The 14,852-nt window shown below is 48.1% G+C and carries 16 protein-coding genes and 1 pseudogene; 13 read left to right on the top strand and 4 right to left on the bottom strand.

What is annotated here, in order from left to right; translation table 11 throughout:
* The first annotated feature begins 123 nt into the window (after positions 1 to 123).
* From ACLR2L_RS02845 to nqrM, 12 genes are all read left to right on the top strand, one after another.
* Positions 124 to 654 carry a TRAP transporter small permease subunit gene (locus ACLR2L_RS02845; protein WP_413365514.1) on the top strand — a complete coding sequence of 177 codons (531 nt, stop codon included), beginning with the start codon at positions 124 to 126 and terminating at the stop codon, positions 652 to 654.
* Position 655: 1 nt separating this feature from the next.
* Positions 656 to 2,038: a TRAP transporter large permease gene (locus tag ACLR2L_RS02840; protein WP_413365512.1), complete on the top strand. Its 1,383-nt coding sequence runs from the start codon at positions 656 to 658 to the stop codon at positions 2,036 to 2,038.
* 10 nt (positions 2,039 to 2,048) lie between these two features.
* Positions 2,049 to 3,143 carry a TRAP transporter substrate-binding protein gene (locus tag ACLR2L_RS02835; RefSeq protein WP_413365510.1) on the top strand — a complete coding sequence of 365 codons (1,095 nt, stop codon included), beginning with the start codon at positions 2,049 to 2,051 and terminating at the stop codon, positions 3,141 to 3,143.
* Positions 3,144 to 3,240: 97 nt separating this feature from the next.
* Positions 3,241 to 4,419, top strand: a complete 1,179-nt coding sequence (gene fabV, locus ACLR2L_RS02830; protein WP_413365508.1) for an enoyl-ACP reductase FabV — start codon at positions 3,241 to 3,243, stop codon at positions 4,417 to 4,419.
* A gap of 483 nt (positions 4,420 to 4,902) precedes the next feature.
* Entirely contained in the window at positions 4,903 to 6,243 is a 1,341-nt protein-coding gene (locus tag ACLR2L_RS02825; protein ID WP_413365506.1) for a Na(+)-translocating NADH-quinone reductase subunit A, read from the top strand.
* A 3-nt stretch (positions 6,244 to 6,246) separates the two neighbouring features.
* Positions 6,247 to 7,449 carry an NADH:ubiquinone reductase (Na(+)-transporting) subunit B gene (locus tag ACLR2L_RS02820; protein WP_140959510.1) on the top strand — a complete coding sequence of 401 codons (1,203 nt, stop codon included), beginning with the start codon at positions 6,247 to 6,249 and terminating at the stop codon, positions 7,447 to 7,449.
* On the top strand, positions 7,439 to 8,194 hold the full coding sequence (locus ACLR2L_RS02815; RefSeq protein ID WP_413365504.1) for a Na(+)-translocating NADH-quinone reductase subunit C: 756 nt from the start codon (positions 7,439 to 7,441) through the stop codon (positions 8,192 to 8,194). The genes ACLR2L_RS02820 and ACLR2L_RS02815 overlap by 11 nt, the downstream gene beginning before the upstream one ends.
* A 12-nt stretch (positions 8,195 to 8,206) precedes the next feature.
* The gene (locus ACLR2L_RS02810) at positions 8,207 to 8,839 is read left to right on the top strand and encodes an NADH:ubiquinone reductase (Na(+)-transporting) subunit D (protein ID WP_140959506.1); all 633 of its coding nucleotides are present in this window, start codon (positions 8,207 to 8,209) and stop codon (positions 8,837 to 8,839) included.
* A 3-nt stretch (positions 8,840 to 8,842) separates the two neighbouring features.
* Positions 8,843 to 9,451 (top strand): NADH:ubiquinone reductase (Na(+)-transporting) subunit E, encoded by a 609-nt coding sequence (gene nqrE / locus ACLR2L_RS02805; RefSeq protein WP_140959504.1) that lies wholly within the window; start codon positions 8,843 to 8,845, stop codon positions 9,449 to 9,451.
* 22 nt (positions 9,452 to 9,473) lie between these two features.
* Positions 9,474 to 10,706 carry an NADH:ubiquinone reductase (Na(+)-transporting) subunit F gene (nqrF, locus tag ACLR2L_RS02800; RefSeq protein ID WP_140959502.1) on the top strand — a complete coding sequence of 411 codons (1,233 nt, stop codon included), beginning with the start codon at positions 9,474 to 9,476 and terminating at the stop codon, positions 10,704 to 10,706.
* Between the two features lie 132 nt (positions 10,707 to 10,838).
* Positions 10,839 to 11,837, top strand: coding sequence for an FAD:protein FMN transferase (locus ACLR2L_RS02795; RefSeq protein ID WP_140959636.1), 999 nt, complete (start codon positions 10,839 to 10,841; stop codon positions 11,835 to 11,837).
* Positions 11,838 to 11,842: 5 nt separating this feature from the next.
* Entirely contained in the window at positions 11,843 to 12,076 is a 234-nt protein-coding gene (nqrM, locus tag ACLR2L_RS02790) for a (Na+)-NQR maturation NqrM (protein ID WP_140959500.1), read from the top strand.
* Between the two features lie 40 nt (positions 12,077 to 12,116).
* On the opposite strand, the gene ACLR2L_RS02785 is transcribed toward nqrM, so the two are convergent.
* From ACLR2L_RS02785 to ACLR2L_RS02770, 4 genes are all read right to left on the bottom strand, one after another.
* A complete protein-coding gene (locus tag ACLR2L_RS02785; protein ID WP_413365500.1) occupies positions 12,117 to 12,806 on the bottom strand; it encodes an ion transporter in 690 nt (229 codons plus the stop codon).
* 81 nt (positions 12,807 to 12,887) lie between these two features.
* The gene (locus ACLR2L_RS02780; protein WP_413365498.1) at positions 12,888 to 13,052 is read right to left on the bottom strand and encodes a YrhK family protein; all 165 of its coding nucleotides are present in this window, start codon (positions 13,050 to 13,052) and stop codon (positions 12,888 to 12,890) included.
* Positions 13,039 to 13,509 (bottom strand): carboxymuconolactone decarboxylase family protein, encoded by a 471-nt coding sequence (locus tag ACLR2L_RS02775; RefSeq protein ID WP_413365496.1) that lies wholly within the window; start codon positions 13,507 to 13,509, stop codon positions 13,039 to 13,041. Before ACLR2L_RS02775 ends, ACLR2L_RS02780 begins: the two co-directional genes overlap by 14 nt.
* Before the next feature lie 47 nt (positions 13,510 to 13,556).
* Positions 13,557 to 14,360, bottom strand: coding sequence for a helix-turn-helix domain-containing protein (locus tag ACLR2L_RS02770; RefSeq protein ID WP_413365494.1), 804 nt, complete (start codon positions 14,358 to 14,360; stop codon positions 13,557 to 13,559).
* A 168-nt stretch (positions 14,361 to 14,528) separates the two neighbouring features.
* Between ACLR2L_RS02770 and ACLR2L_RS02765 the strand changes: the two are divergent.
* Positions 14,529 to 14,852, top strand: a pseudogene (locus tag ACLR2L_RS02765) (DNA polymerase IV); the annotation flags it as partial.

The raw sequence follows: 14,852 nt of genomic DNA, 5'->3' as shown, positions 1-14,852 counted from the left end.
GGTTTTCACAAAACCCACTAAATATCCACGCGACTTGCCATAAGCCGTTGGCAAAGCAGCCAAATAGCTTTAGTCTAGCCCACTATTAACAAGTTTTTTTCAATTGTTGCGTGATTATTCGTTATGGCCATTTCTTCCACACCGCTTGAGCCCGTCATTCGGGCAATCGATACTTTCAGCCGCCGTATTTGTGTGCTCTGCAGTGCACTGTCGCTGGTAATGGTGGCGGTAATGCTGCTTATTGTTATATTCCGATATGGTTTTCAGTTGGGCTGGATTGCACTACAGGAGTCAGTTACTTACCTGCATGCTGCGGTGTTTTTACTGGCACTCGGTTATACCTTGCAGTGCGACGGACATGTGCGGGTAGATGTATTTTATCGCCGCTTCTCTGAACGCCAACAAGCCCGGGTAAATTTCTGGGGAACGCTGGTACTGCTCATTCCTGTGTGTTGTTTTTTACTGTATTACTCAGTGCCCTATGCGGCTGACTCATGGGCGTTGTTAGAATCGTCCAAGGAACCAGGGGGCTTACCGCTGGTGTTTGTGCTGAAGTCCCTGATCCCAATCGGCATTGGTATTTTGTTATTACAGGGGATCAGTGAGTTGTGCCGAAGCTTTATTGGCTGGCGCTGTAGCAAGGAGGCCGAATAGCATGGAATGGCTGGCATTAGTTCTGTTTGCCTGCGTATGTGCAGTGTTGTTATTGGGTTATCCGGTGGCGCTTACGCTTGCTGGGGTATCGCTGATTTTTGCCGCCATTGGCTCTGTTGCCGGCGGATTTGATGCATCTTACCTCACAGCCATGCCAAACCGCCTGTTTGGTATTGTGTCGAACGAAACCCTGATTGCCGTTCCCCTGTTTGTTTTTATGGGGGTGATGCTGGAAAAGTCTAAAGTAGCTGAGTCGCTGCTGGTGGCTATGGCATTATTGCTGGGTAAATACCGCAGCGGTATGGCAGTGTCGGTGGTGCTGGTGGGTATGCTACTGGCCGCGAGTACCGGTATTGTGGGTGCAACGGTAGTTACCATGGGGTTATTGTCGCTGCCTTCCATGCTCAAGCGCGGTTATTCACCGGCCTTCGCAACCGGCGCTATTTGCGCAACGGGTACACTTGGGCAAATCATACCCCCGTCGATTGCACTTATTCTGCTAGGCGACGTGTTGTCGAGTGCGTATCAGAAAGCACAATTATCCATGGGGATCTTTTCGCCAGACTCCGTATCGGTGGGTGATCTGTTCGTCGGGGCCATAGTGCCGGGCTTATTGCTGGTAGTGCTGTACTTAATTTACGTAATGATTGTGGGCATGAAGTCGGGTCAGTCAGGAAACGAAGTCAGTGACGATAAAGCAGAAGCGCAAGGGCAGTCTGAACAATCACAGAGCTTGCTGGCGGCATTAATTCCGCCATTAATGCTGATAGTAGTGGTATTGGGGGCAATTTTGGGCGGCTTTGCCACCCCCACCGAAGCGGCGGGTGTTGGCGCAGCGGGCGCTATCATCCTGGCAGCCTTTAAGAAACAACTGTCGTTGGCGCAGTTAAAAGTCGTCACTATGGATACCACGCGAATGACAGCCATGGTGTTTATGATCCTGATTGGCGCATCGGTATTTTCACTGGTATTCCGTGGTTTTGGTGGCGAAGAGTTGATCCATGGTTTCCTTACTGAATTGCCGGGTGGCGTGTTTGGCGCCATGTTTGTGGTGATGCTGGTGGTGTTCGCGCTGGGCTTTATTCTGGATTTTATTGAGATCACGTTTGTAGTGGTGCCGATTGTCGCGCCGGTTCTGCTTGCGATGGGCGTCGATCCTGTATGGCTGGGGATCATGCTGGCGCTCAACCTGCAAACCTCATTTTTAACCCCGCCATTTGGTTTTGCATTGTTTTATCTGCGTGGGGTCGCGCCGCCTGCCATACTAACGTCTGATATCTATCGTGGTGTTGTTCCCTTCATCATTATTCAGATTGTGCTATTAATAGGGTTAGCCATTTGGCCTGAGCTGGCCACCTGGTTGCCTGAAACGCTCTACAGCTAAGGATAAAACAATGAAAAAAATATTATTGGCAGCACTGGGACTGGGCATGGCGTTAGGCCTGAGCGGTTGCCAGGACAACGCCAAGTCAGATACCAGCGCGGCGCAGGCTGCGCCGCAACAAACCTATGAATGGAAGTTAGTTACCTCGTGGCCGAAGAATTTTCCGGGGTTAGGCCAGGCACCGGAAACCTTTGCCGGGTACGTGAATGAAATGTCGGGTGGCCGCTTAACCGTAAAAGTATTTGGTGCCGGTGAACTGGTGCCTGGTTTTGAAGTGTTTGACGCCGTTGCGCAGGGCACAGCGCAAATGGGGCATGCCGGCGCCTATTACTGGAAGGGCAAAATGCCTGCTGCGCCAATATTTTCGGCGATTCCGTTTGGTATGAATGCCCAGGAAATGAATGGCTGGTTACACTACGGTGGCGGTTTGGAATTGTGGCAGGAGCTGTATAAACCGTTTGGGGTAGTGCCGTTTGCCGGTGGCAATACCGGCGTGCAAATGGCGGGTTGGTTTAAAAAAGAAATTAACAGCTTGCAGGATTTTCAGGGGCTGAAAATGCGTATTCCCGGCCTGGGCGGTGAAGTGCTCAAAGCCGTGGGCGGCATTCCTGTAACACTAACCGGTGGTGAAATTTTTACGTCATTGCAAACCGGTGCCATTGATGCCACTGAATGGGTGGGCCCTTACAACGATCTGGCCTTTGGGTTATTCCGGGCTGCCGATTACTATTACACCAGCGGTTGGCACGAGCCGGGTACCCAATTAGAGTTTCTGGTGAACGAGCAGGCGCTGAACAGTTTGCCTGCTGATTTACAAGCCATTGTAAAAGTAGCCATGCGCGCGGCTAACCAGGACATGCTCGACGAATACACGGCGCGCAATAATGCTGCCATGAACAAACTCATTAACGAACATGGTGTAACGGTACGCGAATTACCACAGGATGTGCTTGAGGCACTGCGCAATGCGTCTGCCAAGGTGATGGCAGAGCAGGCGGAAGCTGATCCGGACTTCAAACGCATTTACGATGCTTACCAGTCTTTCTTTGCCGGCGCGAAAAAATTCCACGGCATGTCAGAACAAGCGTATTACAACAATCGCTAATCAGATTGTTATATAAACCGGGTGATAGCTGCTCAGAGTTGTTATCATCCGGTGGTTTATTACAATACGCGCTAAAATTATAAAGGATAGTGTGACTATGGTTATTCAGCCCAAAATACGTGGCTTTATTTGTACAAATGCGCATCCAGTGGGTTGTGCAGCAGTTGTGTCAGAACAAATCGATTATATTCAAGGGCTTGGCGACTTAGGTCAGGGGCCTAAAAAGGTACTGGTTCTGGGTTGTTCTACCGGATATGGTCTGGCGTCGCGTATTACTTCGGCATTTGGCTATGGTGCGGCAACGCTGGGCGTGTGTTTCGAAAAAGAACCCAGCGATCGCAAAACCGGTACAGCGGGCTGGTACAACACCGCCGCTTTTCACAACAAAGCAAAAGCAGCTGGCTTATATGCTGAAACCCTTAATGGCGATGCGTTTTCTGCAGACATGAAGCAGGAAGTGATCGACAAAATCAAAGCTGACTTAGGTCAGGTGGATTTAGTGATCTACAGTTTGGCGGCACCTCGTCGTACCGACCCGGTAAGCGGCGAAGTATATAAGTCTACGCTGAAACCTGTGGGTCAGGCATACACCACTAAAACCTATGATACCGACAAAGATCTGGTTCACGATGTGAGCCTTGAACCAGCCAATGAAGAGGAAATCTTTAATACCGTTAAGGTAATGGGTGGTGAAGACTGGGAATTGTGGCTGGACGCGCTGGCTGAAGCCGGTGTATTGGCGGAAGGCTGTAAAACCACAGCATACACTTACATTGGTAAAGAGCTCACCTGGCCCATTTACGGTCAGGCAACCATTGGTAAAGCGAAAGAAGATCTGGATCGCGCAGCGAGTGCAATCAATAGCAAGTTATCGGCACTGAAAGCAGAGGCGCATGTATCGTCGTTAAAAGCACTGGTAACGCAAGCCAGTTCTGCCATTCCGGTTATGCCGCTGTACATCTCTTTGCTGTATCGCGTGATGAAAAACGAAGGCACACATGAAGGCTGTATTGAGCAAATCGCTGGTTTGTACAAAGACTGCCTGTACGGCAGTGAGCCTGTGCTGGATGCGCAAAACCGTTACCGCATGGATGGCAAGGAAACGAATGATGCTACACAGGCTGTGATCAAAGGGCTGTGGGATCAGGTAACTCAGGACAACTTCCATGAGTTGAGTGACTACGCCGGGTACCACCATGAATTCCTGCGATTATTTGGTTTTGACGTTAACGGTGTGGATTACGATGCCGATGTCGATCCGATGGTAAATTGGTAAAACCATTGTATAACTAATATAAGCCGTCTTTATGACGGCTTATTTGTTTGCTTTATGCTGGAATTGCCGTGATTTTGCCGGAAGTTTGACCGTGTGGTTTAATTTACGACCAAGGTGGTAGGTTGATTGTACAGTTTAATCCGATAAAAATAGTGCATAATCTGCGAATTGCGTAGCGCAACTTGTAAGGATGATGCTAAAATTCCGAAATTAAGTAGAGGAGCTTTTCAGATCTTCTCGTTCGCCTAGTTAACAGGCGTTAAAACCATGCGCTAATAACAACAATAAAATTGTTAACACTGGCAAATTCTAACTATAAAAGATCAGCTTGATTGCGAAGTAAACAAGAGCTTTGAGGGTTTGTTACGACCTTCAATAGCACAGTAGGGTGAGCATAGTACGTTTTTGAATCGTATTTTTACTTCTCCGGTAAAGATACTGTCTATTCAAAAGGGTATTTCTATTAGAGTAGTGCGATTACGTATGATAAAAATCAAAAAAGGTCTCGACCTCCCTATATCGGGAGCGCCGACACAACAGATCCAGGATGGACTGTCTGTGACGCGTGCTGCCATTCTGGGAGAAGAATATGTGGGTATGCGTCCTACCATGCACGTGCAGGTTGGAGATAAGGTGAAAAAAGGCCAGGTTCTTTTCGAAGATAAGAAAAATCCTGGTGTGAAATTCACTGCTCCGGTTGCAGGTGAAGTGGTAGAAGTAAACCGTGGTGCTAAACGAGTTCTGCAATCTGTTGTGGTTAAAGCGGAAGGCAATGAAGCAGAAGCTTTCACTGCTATTGCTGCTGATAAGATTGCTGGCAGTAGCCGTGAAACCATTGAACAGCTGTTAAACGACAGCGGTTTGTGGTCAGCATTGCGCACGCGTCCTTTCAGTAAATCACCAAAGCTTGGTTCAACGCCAAGTTCTATCTTTGTTACCGCTATTGATACCAATCCATTAGCTGCCGACCCGGCGGTTGTTATTGCTGAACGTCAGGACGACTTCGCAAACGGATTAAAAGCACTGAAAGTGCTATCTGGCCGCACAGTGTGTGTGTGCAAGAAGGCAGGCAGCACAGTATCGGCTGGTGACAGCGGTACCGATGTAGCTGAATTTGACGGCCCGCACCCAGCCGGTCTGGCTGGTACGCACATTCACTACCTTGATCCGGTAGGCGCTAAGAAAACAGTATGGTCTGTTAACTACCAGGACGTTATTGCCATTGGTGCAACAATTACGTCTGGCGAGTTAGACAACAGCCGTGTTGTTGCGCTAGGCGGTCCTGCGGCTAAAAATCCTCGCTTGGTTCGCACTGTAATAGGTGCTGATCTGGCTGAACTTACTGCTGGTGAAGTTGCCGACGGTGAAGTTCGCATCGTGTCTGGTTCAGTACTGAATGGTACTACCGCACAAGGTGTTTACGGTTTCCTTGGACGTTTCCACACTCAGGTTTCGTTGCTGAAAGAAGGCCGTGAAAAGGTACTGTTTGGCTGGATTACTCCAGGTTCTGACAAACACTCAATCACGCGTGCTTACACTGGTCACTTCAGTGGTAGCAAGCAGTTTGATATGACAACAACCACAAACGGTTCAGAACGCTCCATGGTACCAATTGGTAATTACGAACGCGTTATGCCTCTGGATATCCTTCCCACGCTGTTACTGCGTGATTTGATTTCTGGTGATACAGACAGTGCTCAGACGTTGGGTTGTCTGGAATTGGACGAAGAAGATTTGGCGTTGTGTACCTATGTGTGCCCAGGCAAATACACTTACGGTCCGATTCTGCGCAAATGTTTGGCCACTATCGAGAAAGAGGGTTAATTCATGGGCTTAAAAGCGTATTTAGAGAAGATCGAACCGAACTTCGAACCAGGTGGTAAATACGAAAAGTGGTACGCGCTGTATGAAGCCGCTGCGACCATCTTCTATACCCCGGGTAAAGTAAACAAAGTGGGTACTCACGTACGTGACAGTATCGACTTAAAACGCATCATGATCATGGTGTGGATGGCAACATTCCCAGCTATGTTCTTTGGTATGTACAACATTGGTTTCCAGGCGCAGGACGCAATTGCTGCGGGCGCGGGTACCTTACCTGATACGTGGCAGGCAGGCCTGTTTACGGCATTAGGCGGCGACATTACCAACGCAGGCACACTGGGCCTGATGTTCTACGGCGCGTGCTTCTGGCTGCCAATTTACGCGGTGACTTTCATCGTGGGTGGTTTCTGGGAAGTCTTGTTTGCGTCAGTACGTAAGCACGAAGTGAACGAAGGCTTCTTCGTAACGTCTGTACTGTTTGCATTAACGCTACCAGCTACTATTCCATTGTGGCAGGTTGCGCTGGGTATTACGTTTGGTGTGGTAATCGCGAAGGAAATCTTTGGCGGTACTGGCCGTAACTTCCTTAACCCAGCTCTATCTGGCCGTGCATTCCTGTACTTTGCTTATCCTGCACAAATCTCGGGTGACCGCGTTTGGGTAGCCGCTGACGGTTATTCTGGTGCCACGTCTCTGAGCCAGGGCGCAAACGGTGGACTGGATTACAGCAACTCAGACTTGTGGATGAACCACTTCCTGGGTCTTATCCCTGGTTCTGCGGGTGAAGTGTCTGCACTGGCAATTATGCTGGGTGGTCTGTTCATCATCTATATGCGAATCGCCAGTTGGCGCATCGTAGCGGGCGTAGCGTTAGGCGTGGCCTTCTTCGCCACACTGCTTAATCTGATTGGTAGCGACACGAACCCAATGTTTGCTATGCCAGCACACTGGCACTTTGTAGTGGGTGGTCTGGCCTTTGGTATGTTCTTTATGGCAACCGACCCAGTGTCTGCGTCATTTACGAACCAGGGCAAATGGGCATACGGTTTCTTTATCGGCTTTATGACCGTACTGATTCGCGTACTGAACCCTGCGTTCCCTGAAGGTGTAATGTTGGCAATTCTGTTTGCTAACCTGTGGGCACCCCTGTTCGACTACTTTGTCGCTCAAAGCAATATCAAGCGGAGGATAGCTCGTGTCGGCTAAAAAAGAAACTTTTGGAAAAACAGTCGGCGTTGTTCTGGCAGTGTGTTTAGTGTGCTCAATCATTGTATCGGGCGCAGCTGTAGGTCTGCGTGACATTCAGCAAAGCAATGCTAAGAAAGACCAGATGTCTAACATTCTGCAGGCTGCGGGTCTGCTGAGCGAAGCAAACGGCGACATTCAGGGCACCTACAGTAAGTTTGTAGAGCAAAAATTCGTTGACCTGAGCAGTGGTGAATTCGTAGACGCGCCATCGGCAGACTACGATATGTACAAGGCCGCCAAAGAGCCTTCAACCAGCGTTAAAGTTGAAGGTAATGTTGGTTTTCAGCGTCGCGCTGACGTTGCGCCTGTTTATCTGGTTCACGACACTGCTGGTGCTGTTACCCGTGTAATTCTGCCAGTGCATGGCAGTGGTTTGTGGGATCTGATGTACGGTTTCCTGGCACTGGATGCAGACGGCGAAACAGTACGTGAACTGATTTACTATCAGCAAAAAGAAACGCCAGGACTGGGTGGTGAAGTACAAAACCCGGCTTGGCAGGCTAAGTGGGACGGCAAGCAGCTATACAAAGATGGCGAAGTAGCCATTGAAGTGAAAAAAGCCGCTGGCGACGAAAACCCATATGCGGTTGATGCACTATCTGGTGCAACCTTAACCAGTAACGGTGTGAACAACACGGTTCAGTACTGGGTAGGTGACAACGGCTTTGGTCCTTTCCTGAAAAAACAAGCCTGGCGTTCGTAAGGGGTTATTATCATGGCTGATTCTAAAGAAATGAAAAAGGTCCTCTTTGGACCGATCTTAGACAGTAACCCAATTGCATTACAAATCCTGGGTATTTGTTCTGCACTGGCAATTACTACCAAGCTGGAAACGGCACTGGTAATGTCACTGGCACTGACCAGCGTTACCGCGTTTTCAAACCTGTTTATTTCGATTATTCGAAATCAGATCCCCAGCAGTGTGCGTATCATCATTCAGATGACCATTATCGCCTCGCTGGTAATCGTTGTTGACCAAATTCTGAAGGCGTACTCATACGAGATCTCCAAACAGCTGTCGGTATTCGTTGGATTGATTATCACCAACTGTATCGTAATGGGCCGTGCGGAAGCATACGCCATGAAGAGTCCACCTCTGATGAGCTTCCTGGACGGTATTGGTAATGGCTTGGGCTACTCATGTGTGCTGATCATTGTTGGTATCATTAAAGAGTTGTTCGGTTTCGGTACTATCCTTGGCTTTGAAATCCTGCCTCTGGTTCAGAACGGCGGCTGGTATCAAGCGAATGGTCTGTTAATCCTGCCATTCAGTTCATTCTTCCTGATCGGCGGTCTGATCTGGGTACTGCGTACCTTCCGTCCGGATCAAGTCGAGCCTAAGGAGTAATTTGTGGAACATTATTTATCATTATTTGTTCGCTCGATCTTTATCGAAAACATGGCGCTGTCTTTGTTCCTGGGGATGTGTACGTTCCTGGCGGTATCAAAGAAAGTTAAAACGGCCATGGGTCTGGGTATTGCCGTAGTCGTGGTACTGGGTATTTCTGTACCTGCTAACCAAATCATCTACGTAAACATCCTTGCTCCAGGCGCGTTGGCGTGGGCCGGTTTCCCTGATGCCGACCTGAGCTTCCTGAACTTCCTTACCTTTATCGGTGTAATTGCAGCACTGGTACAGATTCTGGAAATGAGCCTGGATAAGTTCTTCCCGGCGCTTTACAACGCACTGGGTATCTTCCTGCCTCTGATTACCGTTAACTGCGCCATCTTCGGTGGCGTGTCGTTTGCAGTACAACGTGAATACAACTTCACAGAGAGTATTGTATACGGTATCGGTAGTGGTATGGGTTGGGCTCTGGCTATCGTATTGCTTGCAGCAGTGCGTGAAAAGCTGAAGTACGCTGATATGCCAAACGGTATCCGCGGCCTGGGTTCTGTGTTCATGATTGCTGGCCTGATGGCACTGGGCTTCCAGTCCTTCACTGGCGTTCAGCTGTAATTAACGCTAAGGAGTAGAAATTATGAATCAAATCGAAATTTTTCTTGGCGTTGGAATGTTCATTGTAATCGTTCTTGCGCTGGTGTTTGTGATCCTGTTTGCAAAATCCAAACTGGTACCTACTGGCGATGTAAGGATTTTAATCAATGGCGATCCAAACAAAGCCATTACTACTGCACCAGGTGGCAAGCTACTTGGTGCACTGGCGAATGCGGGTATCTTCGTATCGTCAGCCTGTGGTGGTGGTGGTTCATGCGGTCAGTGCCGTGTGGAAATTCACTCTGGTGGCGGCGAAATCCTGCCAACTGAGCTTGATCACATCACTAAGCGTGAAGCACGTGAAGGTTGCCGTCTGTCTTGCCAGGTATCTGTTAAGCAAGACATGGAAATTGAGCTGGAAGAAGAAATCTTTGGTATTAAGAAGTGGGATTGTGAAGTTATTTCTAACGACAACAAAGCCACCTTTATTAAAGAGCTGAAGCTTAAGATTCCAAATGGCGAAAGCGTACCGTTCCGTGCGGGCGGTTACATTCAAATCGAAGCGCCTGCTCACCACGTTAAGTACAAGGATTTTGATATCCCAGAGAAATACCGTGGCGACTGGGAGCGTTTTGGCTTCTTTAACATCGAATCTAAAGTAGATGAAGAAACCATTCGCGCTTACTCAATGGCAAACTACCCGGAAGAAGAAGGGATTATTATGCTGAACGTGCGTATTGCTACGCCGCCGCCTAATAACCTTACTCTGCCGGCTGGTAAAATGTCATCGTACATTTGGAGCCTTAAAAAGGGCGACAAAGCGACAATCTCTGGTCCATTTGGTGAGTTCTTCGCTAAAGAAACAAATGCCGAAATGGTCTTCATTGGTGGTGGTGCTGGTATGGCGCCAATGCGTTCGCATATTTTTGACCAGCTGCGTCGTATTAAAACTGATCGTAAGATCAGCTTCTGGTACGGTGCCCGTTCACTGCGCGAAATGTTCTACGTAGAAGATTTCGATATGCTGGCCAAAGAAAACGACAACTTTAACTGGTATGTTGCTCTGTCTGATCCACAGCCAGAAGACAACTGGGATGGTTACAAAGGGTTTATCCACAACGTATTGCTGGAAAACTACCTGAAAGATCACCCTGCGCCAGAAGACTGTGAGTTCTACATGTGTGGACCACCTATGATGAACGCAGCCGTAATCAACATGCTGAAAGAGTTAGGTGTTGAAGACGAAAATATCCTGTTGGATGACTTCGGCGGTTAATACTAAGTTCAGCAATAAAAGGGGGCAGTCAGCCCCCTTTTTTACTTACTTAGAGATCATGTTTGTAATTGGTGCAGTAAAGATACACAAGTCTACCTAATCACGGAGGCGAGTTTGAATAAGTTCAGGTATATGATTGGCCTGTTAGTGTTTTTGTTGGTGGCGTGCTCGAACCCACCAGTAGAAATAGAACACATTTACGGCAACACTATGGGCACGACGTATAACGTTAAATTTCCAAAAGTGGAAAGTGCCGACAAAGAAGCAGTAAAACAGCTTATCGATGAGCGACTAGTTCATGTAAATAAACTCATGTCGACTTATGACCCCACGTCGGAGTTATCGCGTTTTAATCAGTATCGGTTTGAGCAACCCTTTGCGATTTCGCCGGAAACCCGCAAGGTAGTACTGGAAGCGATTAGATTAGGCGAATTAAGTGATGGTGTACTGGATGTTACAGTAGGGCCCTTGGTAAATTTGTGGGGGTTTGGCCCAACCATGCGCCCGGAAACGATTCCCAGCCAACAGGAAGTCGACGAAGTAAGAGCCTATACAGGTTTGGACAAACTGACCGTAGTTGAGGACGGATTGGTAAAGGCGCATCCGCAGTTGTATGTAGACTTGTCGACTATTGCCAAAGGGTATGGTGTAGATGTGGTGGCTGACCTGTTAGAGTCGCAGGGGATCAACAGTTACCTGGTTGAGATTGGCGGCGAAATGCGCGTCAAGGGCAGTAAGGGCAGTGGCGGTGAATGGCTCATTGCTATCGAAAAGCCTGTGTCGAACGAACGCGCAGTACAAAAGGTGATTTCAATTGGCGATAACGCGATTGCAACATCAGGTGATTACCGCAACTACTACGAACAAAACGGTGTTCGGTACTCTCATTTGATTGATCCTCGCACGGGCAGACCCATACAACACAATACCGTTTCGGTTACGGTGATTCACCCGTCTTCAATGACTGCGGATGGGCTGGCAACGGCATTTAATGTGATGGGATGGGAAAGTGCTATCGTATTAGCTGAAGAAAACGACCTGGCGGTATTTATAGTAAAGCGTGAAGATACTGGATTTGTGGAATACAGCAGTCCGGCATTTGAATCGCTGGTAACGGTTTACGAAGAGTAGTAGGAATGAGTACGTTTATATTAGCGTTTGTATTTTTTCTGGTAATGGTAGTCGCCATGGCGATTGGTTACCTGCTTCAAAAGAAAACTATTTCGGGCAGTTGCGGTGGCCTGGGTGCACTGGGTATCGATAAAGCCTGCGATTGCCCTGAGCCGTGTGACCGGAAGAAAGCCCGTCAGGAAAAAGAGGCATTACGCCAGGAAAAACTGAAGGCCTGGGATAAAGATCGCATTATCTGAGATTGCTATTAACCAGCGGGTAAGTGAACGAACTTATCCGCTAGTTTTTCTCGGATTGTCTAACCGTTGATAACGCCGTGGCAATGATCCCAGTGGGCACTGCAATCATACCCAGTCCCAGCATTAGCACTAAAAACGTAAACAATTTCCCGCCGACAGTTACTGGGTAAATATCGCCATAACCGACCGTGGTTAAGGTTGCTGCTGCCCACCACATGCAGTCAAAAAGCGTAGTGAACACCTCTGGCTGAGCGGCATGTTCGAAATGATAAATGCCAACAGAAGCCAAAAACAGAATGATCAGGCTGGCAAAACTGAATATCACCAGTTCTTCTTTTACCGAGTACAATGCCTGACTGAAACGTCTGATTGCATTGCTGTATCGGGTAAGTTTTAACAAGCGGGCAAGCCGCAGCAGGCGAAACAATCGCAAAGCTCTCAGGTCGATTGCCAGCATAAGATAAAACGGCAAAATGGCGAGCAGGTCGATGATACCATAAAAGCTAAAGACAAAGCGCAATGGATGCTTTGCTTTATATACGCGTGTCGCGTACTCCAGCGTAAAGACCAACACAACCACAAATTCTGAGTAATGTAAAAATGTCACTAACGCAGAAGGTAAATCTGGAATGGTTTCTAAGGAAAAGGACAAAACAGAATACAGGATCAGGGCAATAATTAACCAGGAGGGGCCCGGTTTGTCCCAAAAGCAATCTTGTTTATTGTTCATCACTTTTCCTTTGACCATTCAAAAGCACAGAGTATCAGCCAAAAAATGGCTTTGCATCCGAATATGTTGGTGAATGCAACACTACGCTTTGGCCGTTAGCGTATCAATCAACATGAGCAGCGACCCCAACATAAATAAATACACGCCAATGGTGGCAAAATTAGCCAGTTGGGGCAGAAACAACGTACTGCCAAATAGAAAACACAGGCTGGCAACGACGAGTTTCTTGTTCTTAGGCTGATGCATGGACACCCTCCACTTCAGGTGTGAAATTAAAACCAACAGCAATGCGATTCCAGCTGTTAATCTCCAGTATTACCGTAGTGAGTTCTACGATAGCCTGATTATTAAACTGACTCGTCAACTGCGAAAAAGCAAGCGACACGTCAGGTTGTGCAGCAATCAGTGTGACGGCTTCAGCCCAAGCCAGCGCTGCTTGCTCTTTTGCATTAAAGCAAGGCGCTTCTCGCCAGGCTGGCAGCACGTCCAGCCGCACTTGTGACTCTCCATCGGCTCGGGCTTCAGCCGCGTGCATTACCTGACAAAATCCGCAATGATTGAGTTGGGATACCCTGAGTTTGACCAAGTGCTGGATTAACGTCGGCACCTCAACGTTATTACTCACTTTTCCCAGGCCAAGTAAGTGGGGGGTAATGCGGGGACACCGTTCAAAAACTTCATCTGGTGTGATATGAGCGGTCATGTGTTGCTCCTCTTGATTAGAAAATTAAATAAGAGGGTAGGCAATACTTAAATTCGGGTATTGGAAATTTGCGACAATTTTCTGCGGCGATATTGCGCCGGTGATTCCATGGTGGCGTCGCGAAATAGATTGGTAAAGTGAGCCTGGTCGTAAAATCCGGTAGTTAATGCGATATCGGCTAACGATTGGGTACCCGATATCAATTGTTCGCGAGCAAGTCTGATTCGACGGAAATCCAGCATTTGATTAGGTGAAACTCCCAACTGCGAGCGCATGCGTCGCTCCAGTGTGCGCCGCGACATACCGAGTTTATTTGCATATTGCTCAGGCGCTGTATTAATGGAAGACAACGCAGTAACGAGTCCGGCGTTTATCTCTGCCTGACGCTGACTAAGCCGGTTTATCAGCCAGGTTTGTACTGTTTCAACCCGCTGCCAATGACTTTGTGGGAGTAACTCGTCTGATAATCTGTTAATGCCTGCTAAATCGTGTTCATCCAAAGGCAGTGAAGCGTTCGCGAAATCAAGAAACTGAACACCCAGTAGCGCACAAATAGCGCCAGGCTTTATACGAATACTCAGATGTTCTGCCTCAGGCGACCATTGATGCCGAAGCGTTTGGGTATTAAAGCAGAAGCGACATATTACCGTATCACCAGAAAACTCAAACATCAGGCTTGCGCCCGCATCAGGATAGAGTTTTTCTGCGTTGATTGCACTGCCTGCTGGCTGGACTGGCAGGGTCCAAATGCATTGAACGTAATTTGCCAGTGCCGGTACGGGGATAAACCAGCCTGGCTCATACTGCGAGAATGACGAAGGCACAATAATGCCGATGGACTCCGGTTTCATAATCAATGCGTGGTAAAAATACACTGCGATGTTACACACTAATGAAGAGGTAATACACTATTGCCTGAAAATTAACCACAACAACGTGTTTTACAGTTAACTGGATATATGTACAGTTGTGCGCTAATATGTGCCGGTGCTAGGTTACTTCAGGCTGGAATGTCGGTTGTGCGTAAAATAATTCATGTGGATATGGACTGCTTTTATGCTGCAGTGGAAATGCGGGATAATCCGGCTCTACAGCATGTACCCATTGCCATTGGTGGCAGCTCAGACCGGCGTGGCGTTATTGCCACCTGTAACTATCAGGCTCGTCAGTTTGGCGTTCGTTCTGCCATGGCGTCAGCTTACGCATTAAAGTTATGTCCGGAACTCAAACTGATACCGGGGCGCATGGCCGTGTACCAGGAAGAATCGCGTAAAATTCGCGAGATATTTGCTGATTATGCAACCAAAATAGAGCCGTTATCACTGGATGAAGCGTACCTTGAT

This window comes from Alteromonas sp. AMM-1 (assembly GCF_047290655.1).
GTDB lineage: Bacteria > Pseudomonadota > Gammaproteobacteria > Enterobacterales > Alteromonadaceae > Alteromonas > Alteromonas mangrovi.
This window is presented reverse-complemented; position numbering and strand designations above follow the sequence as displayed.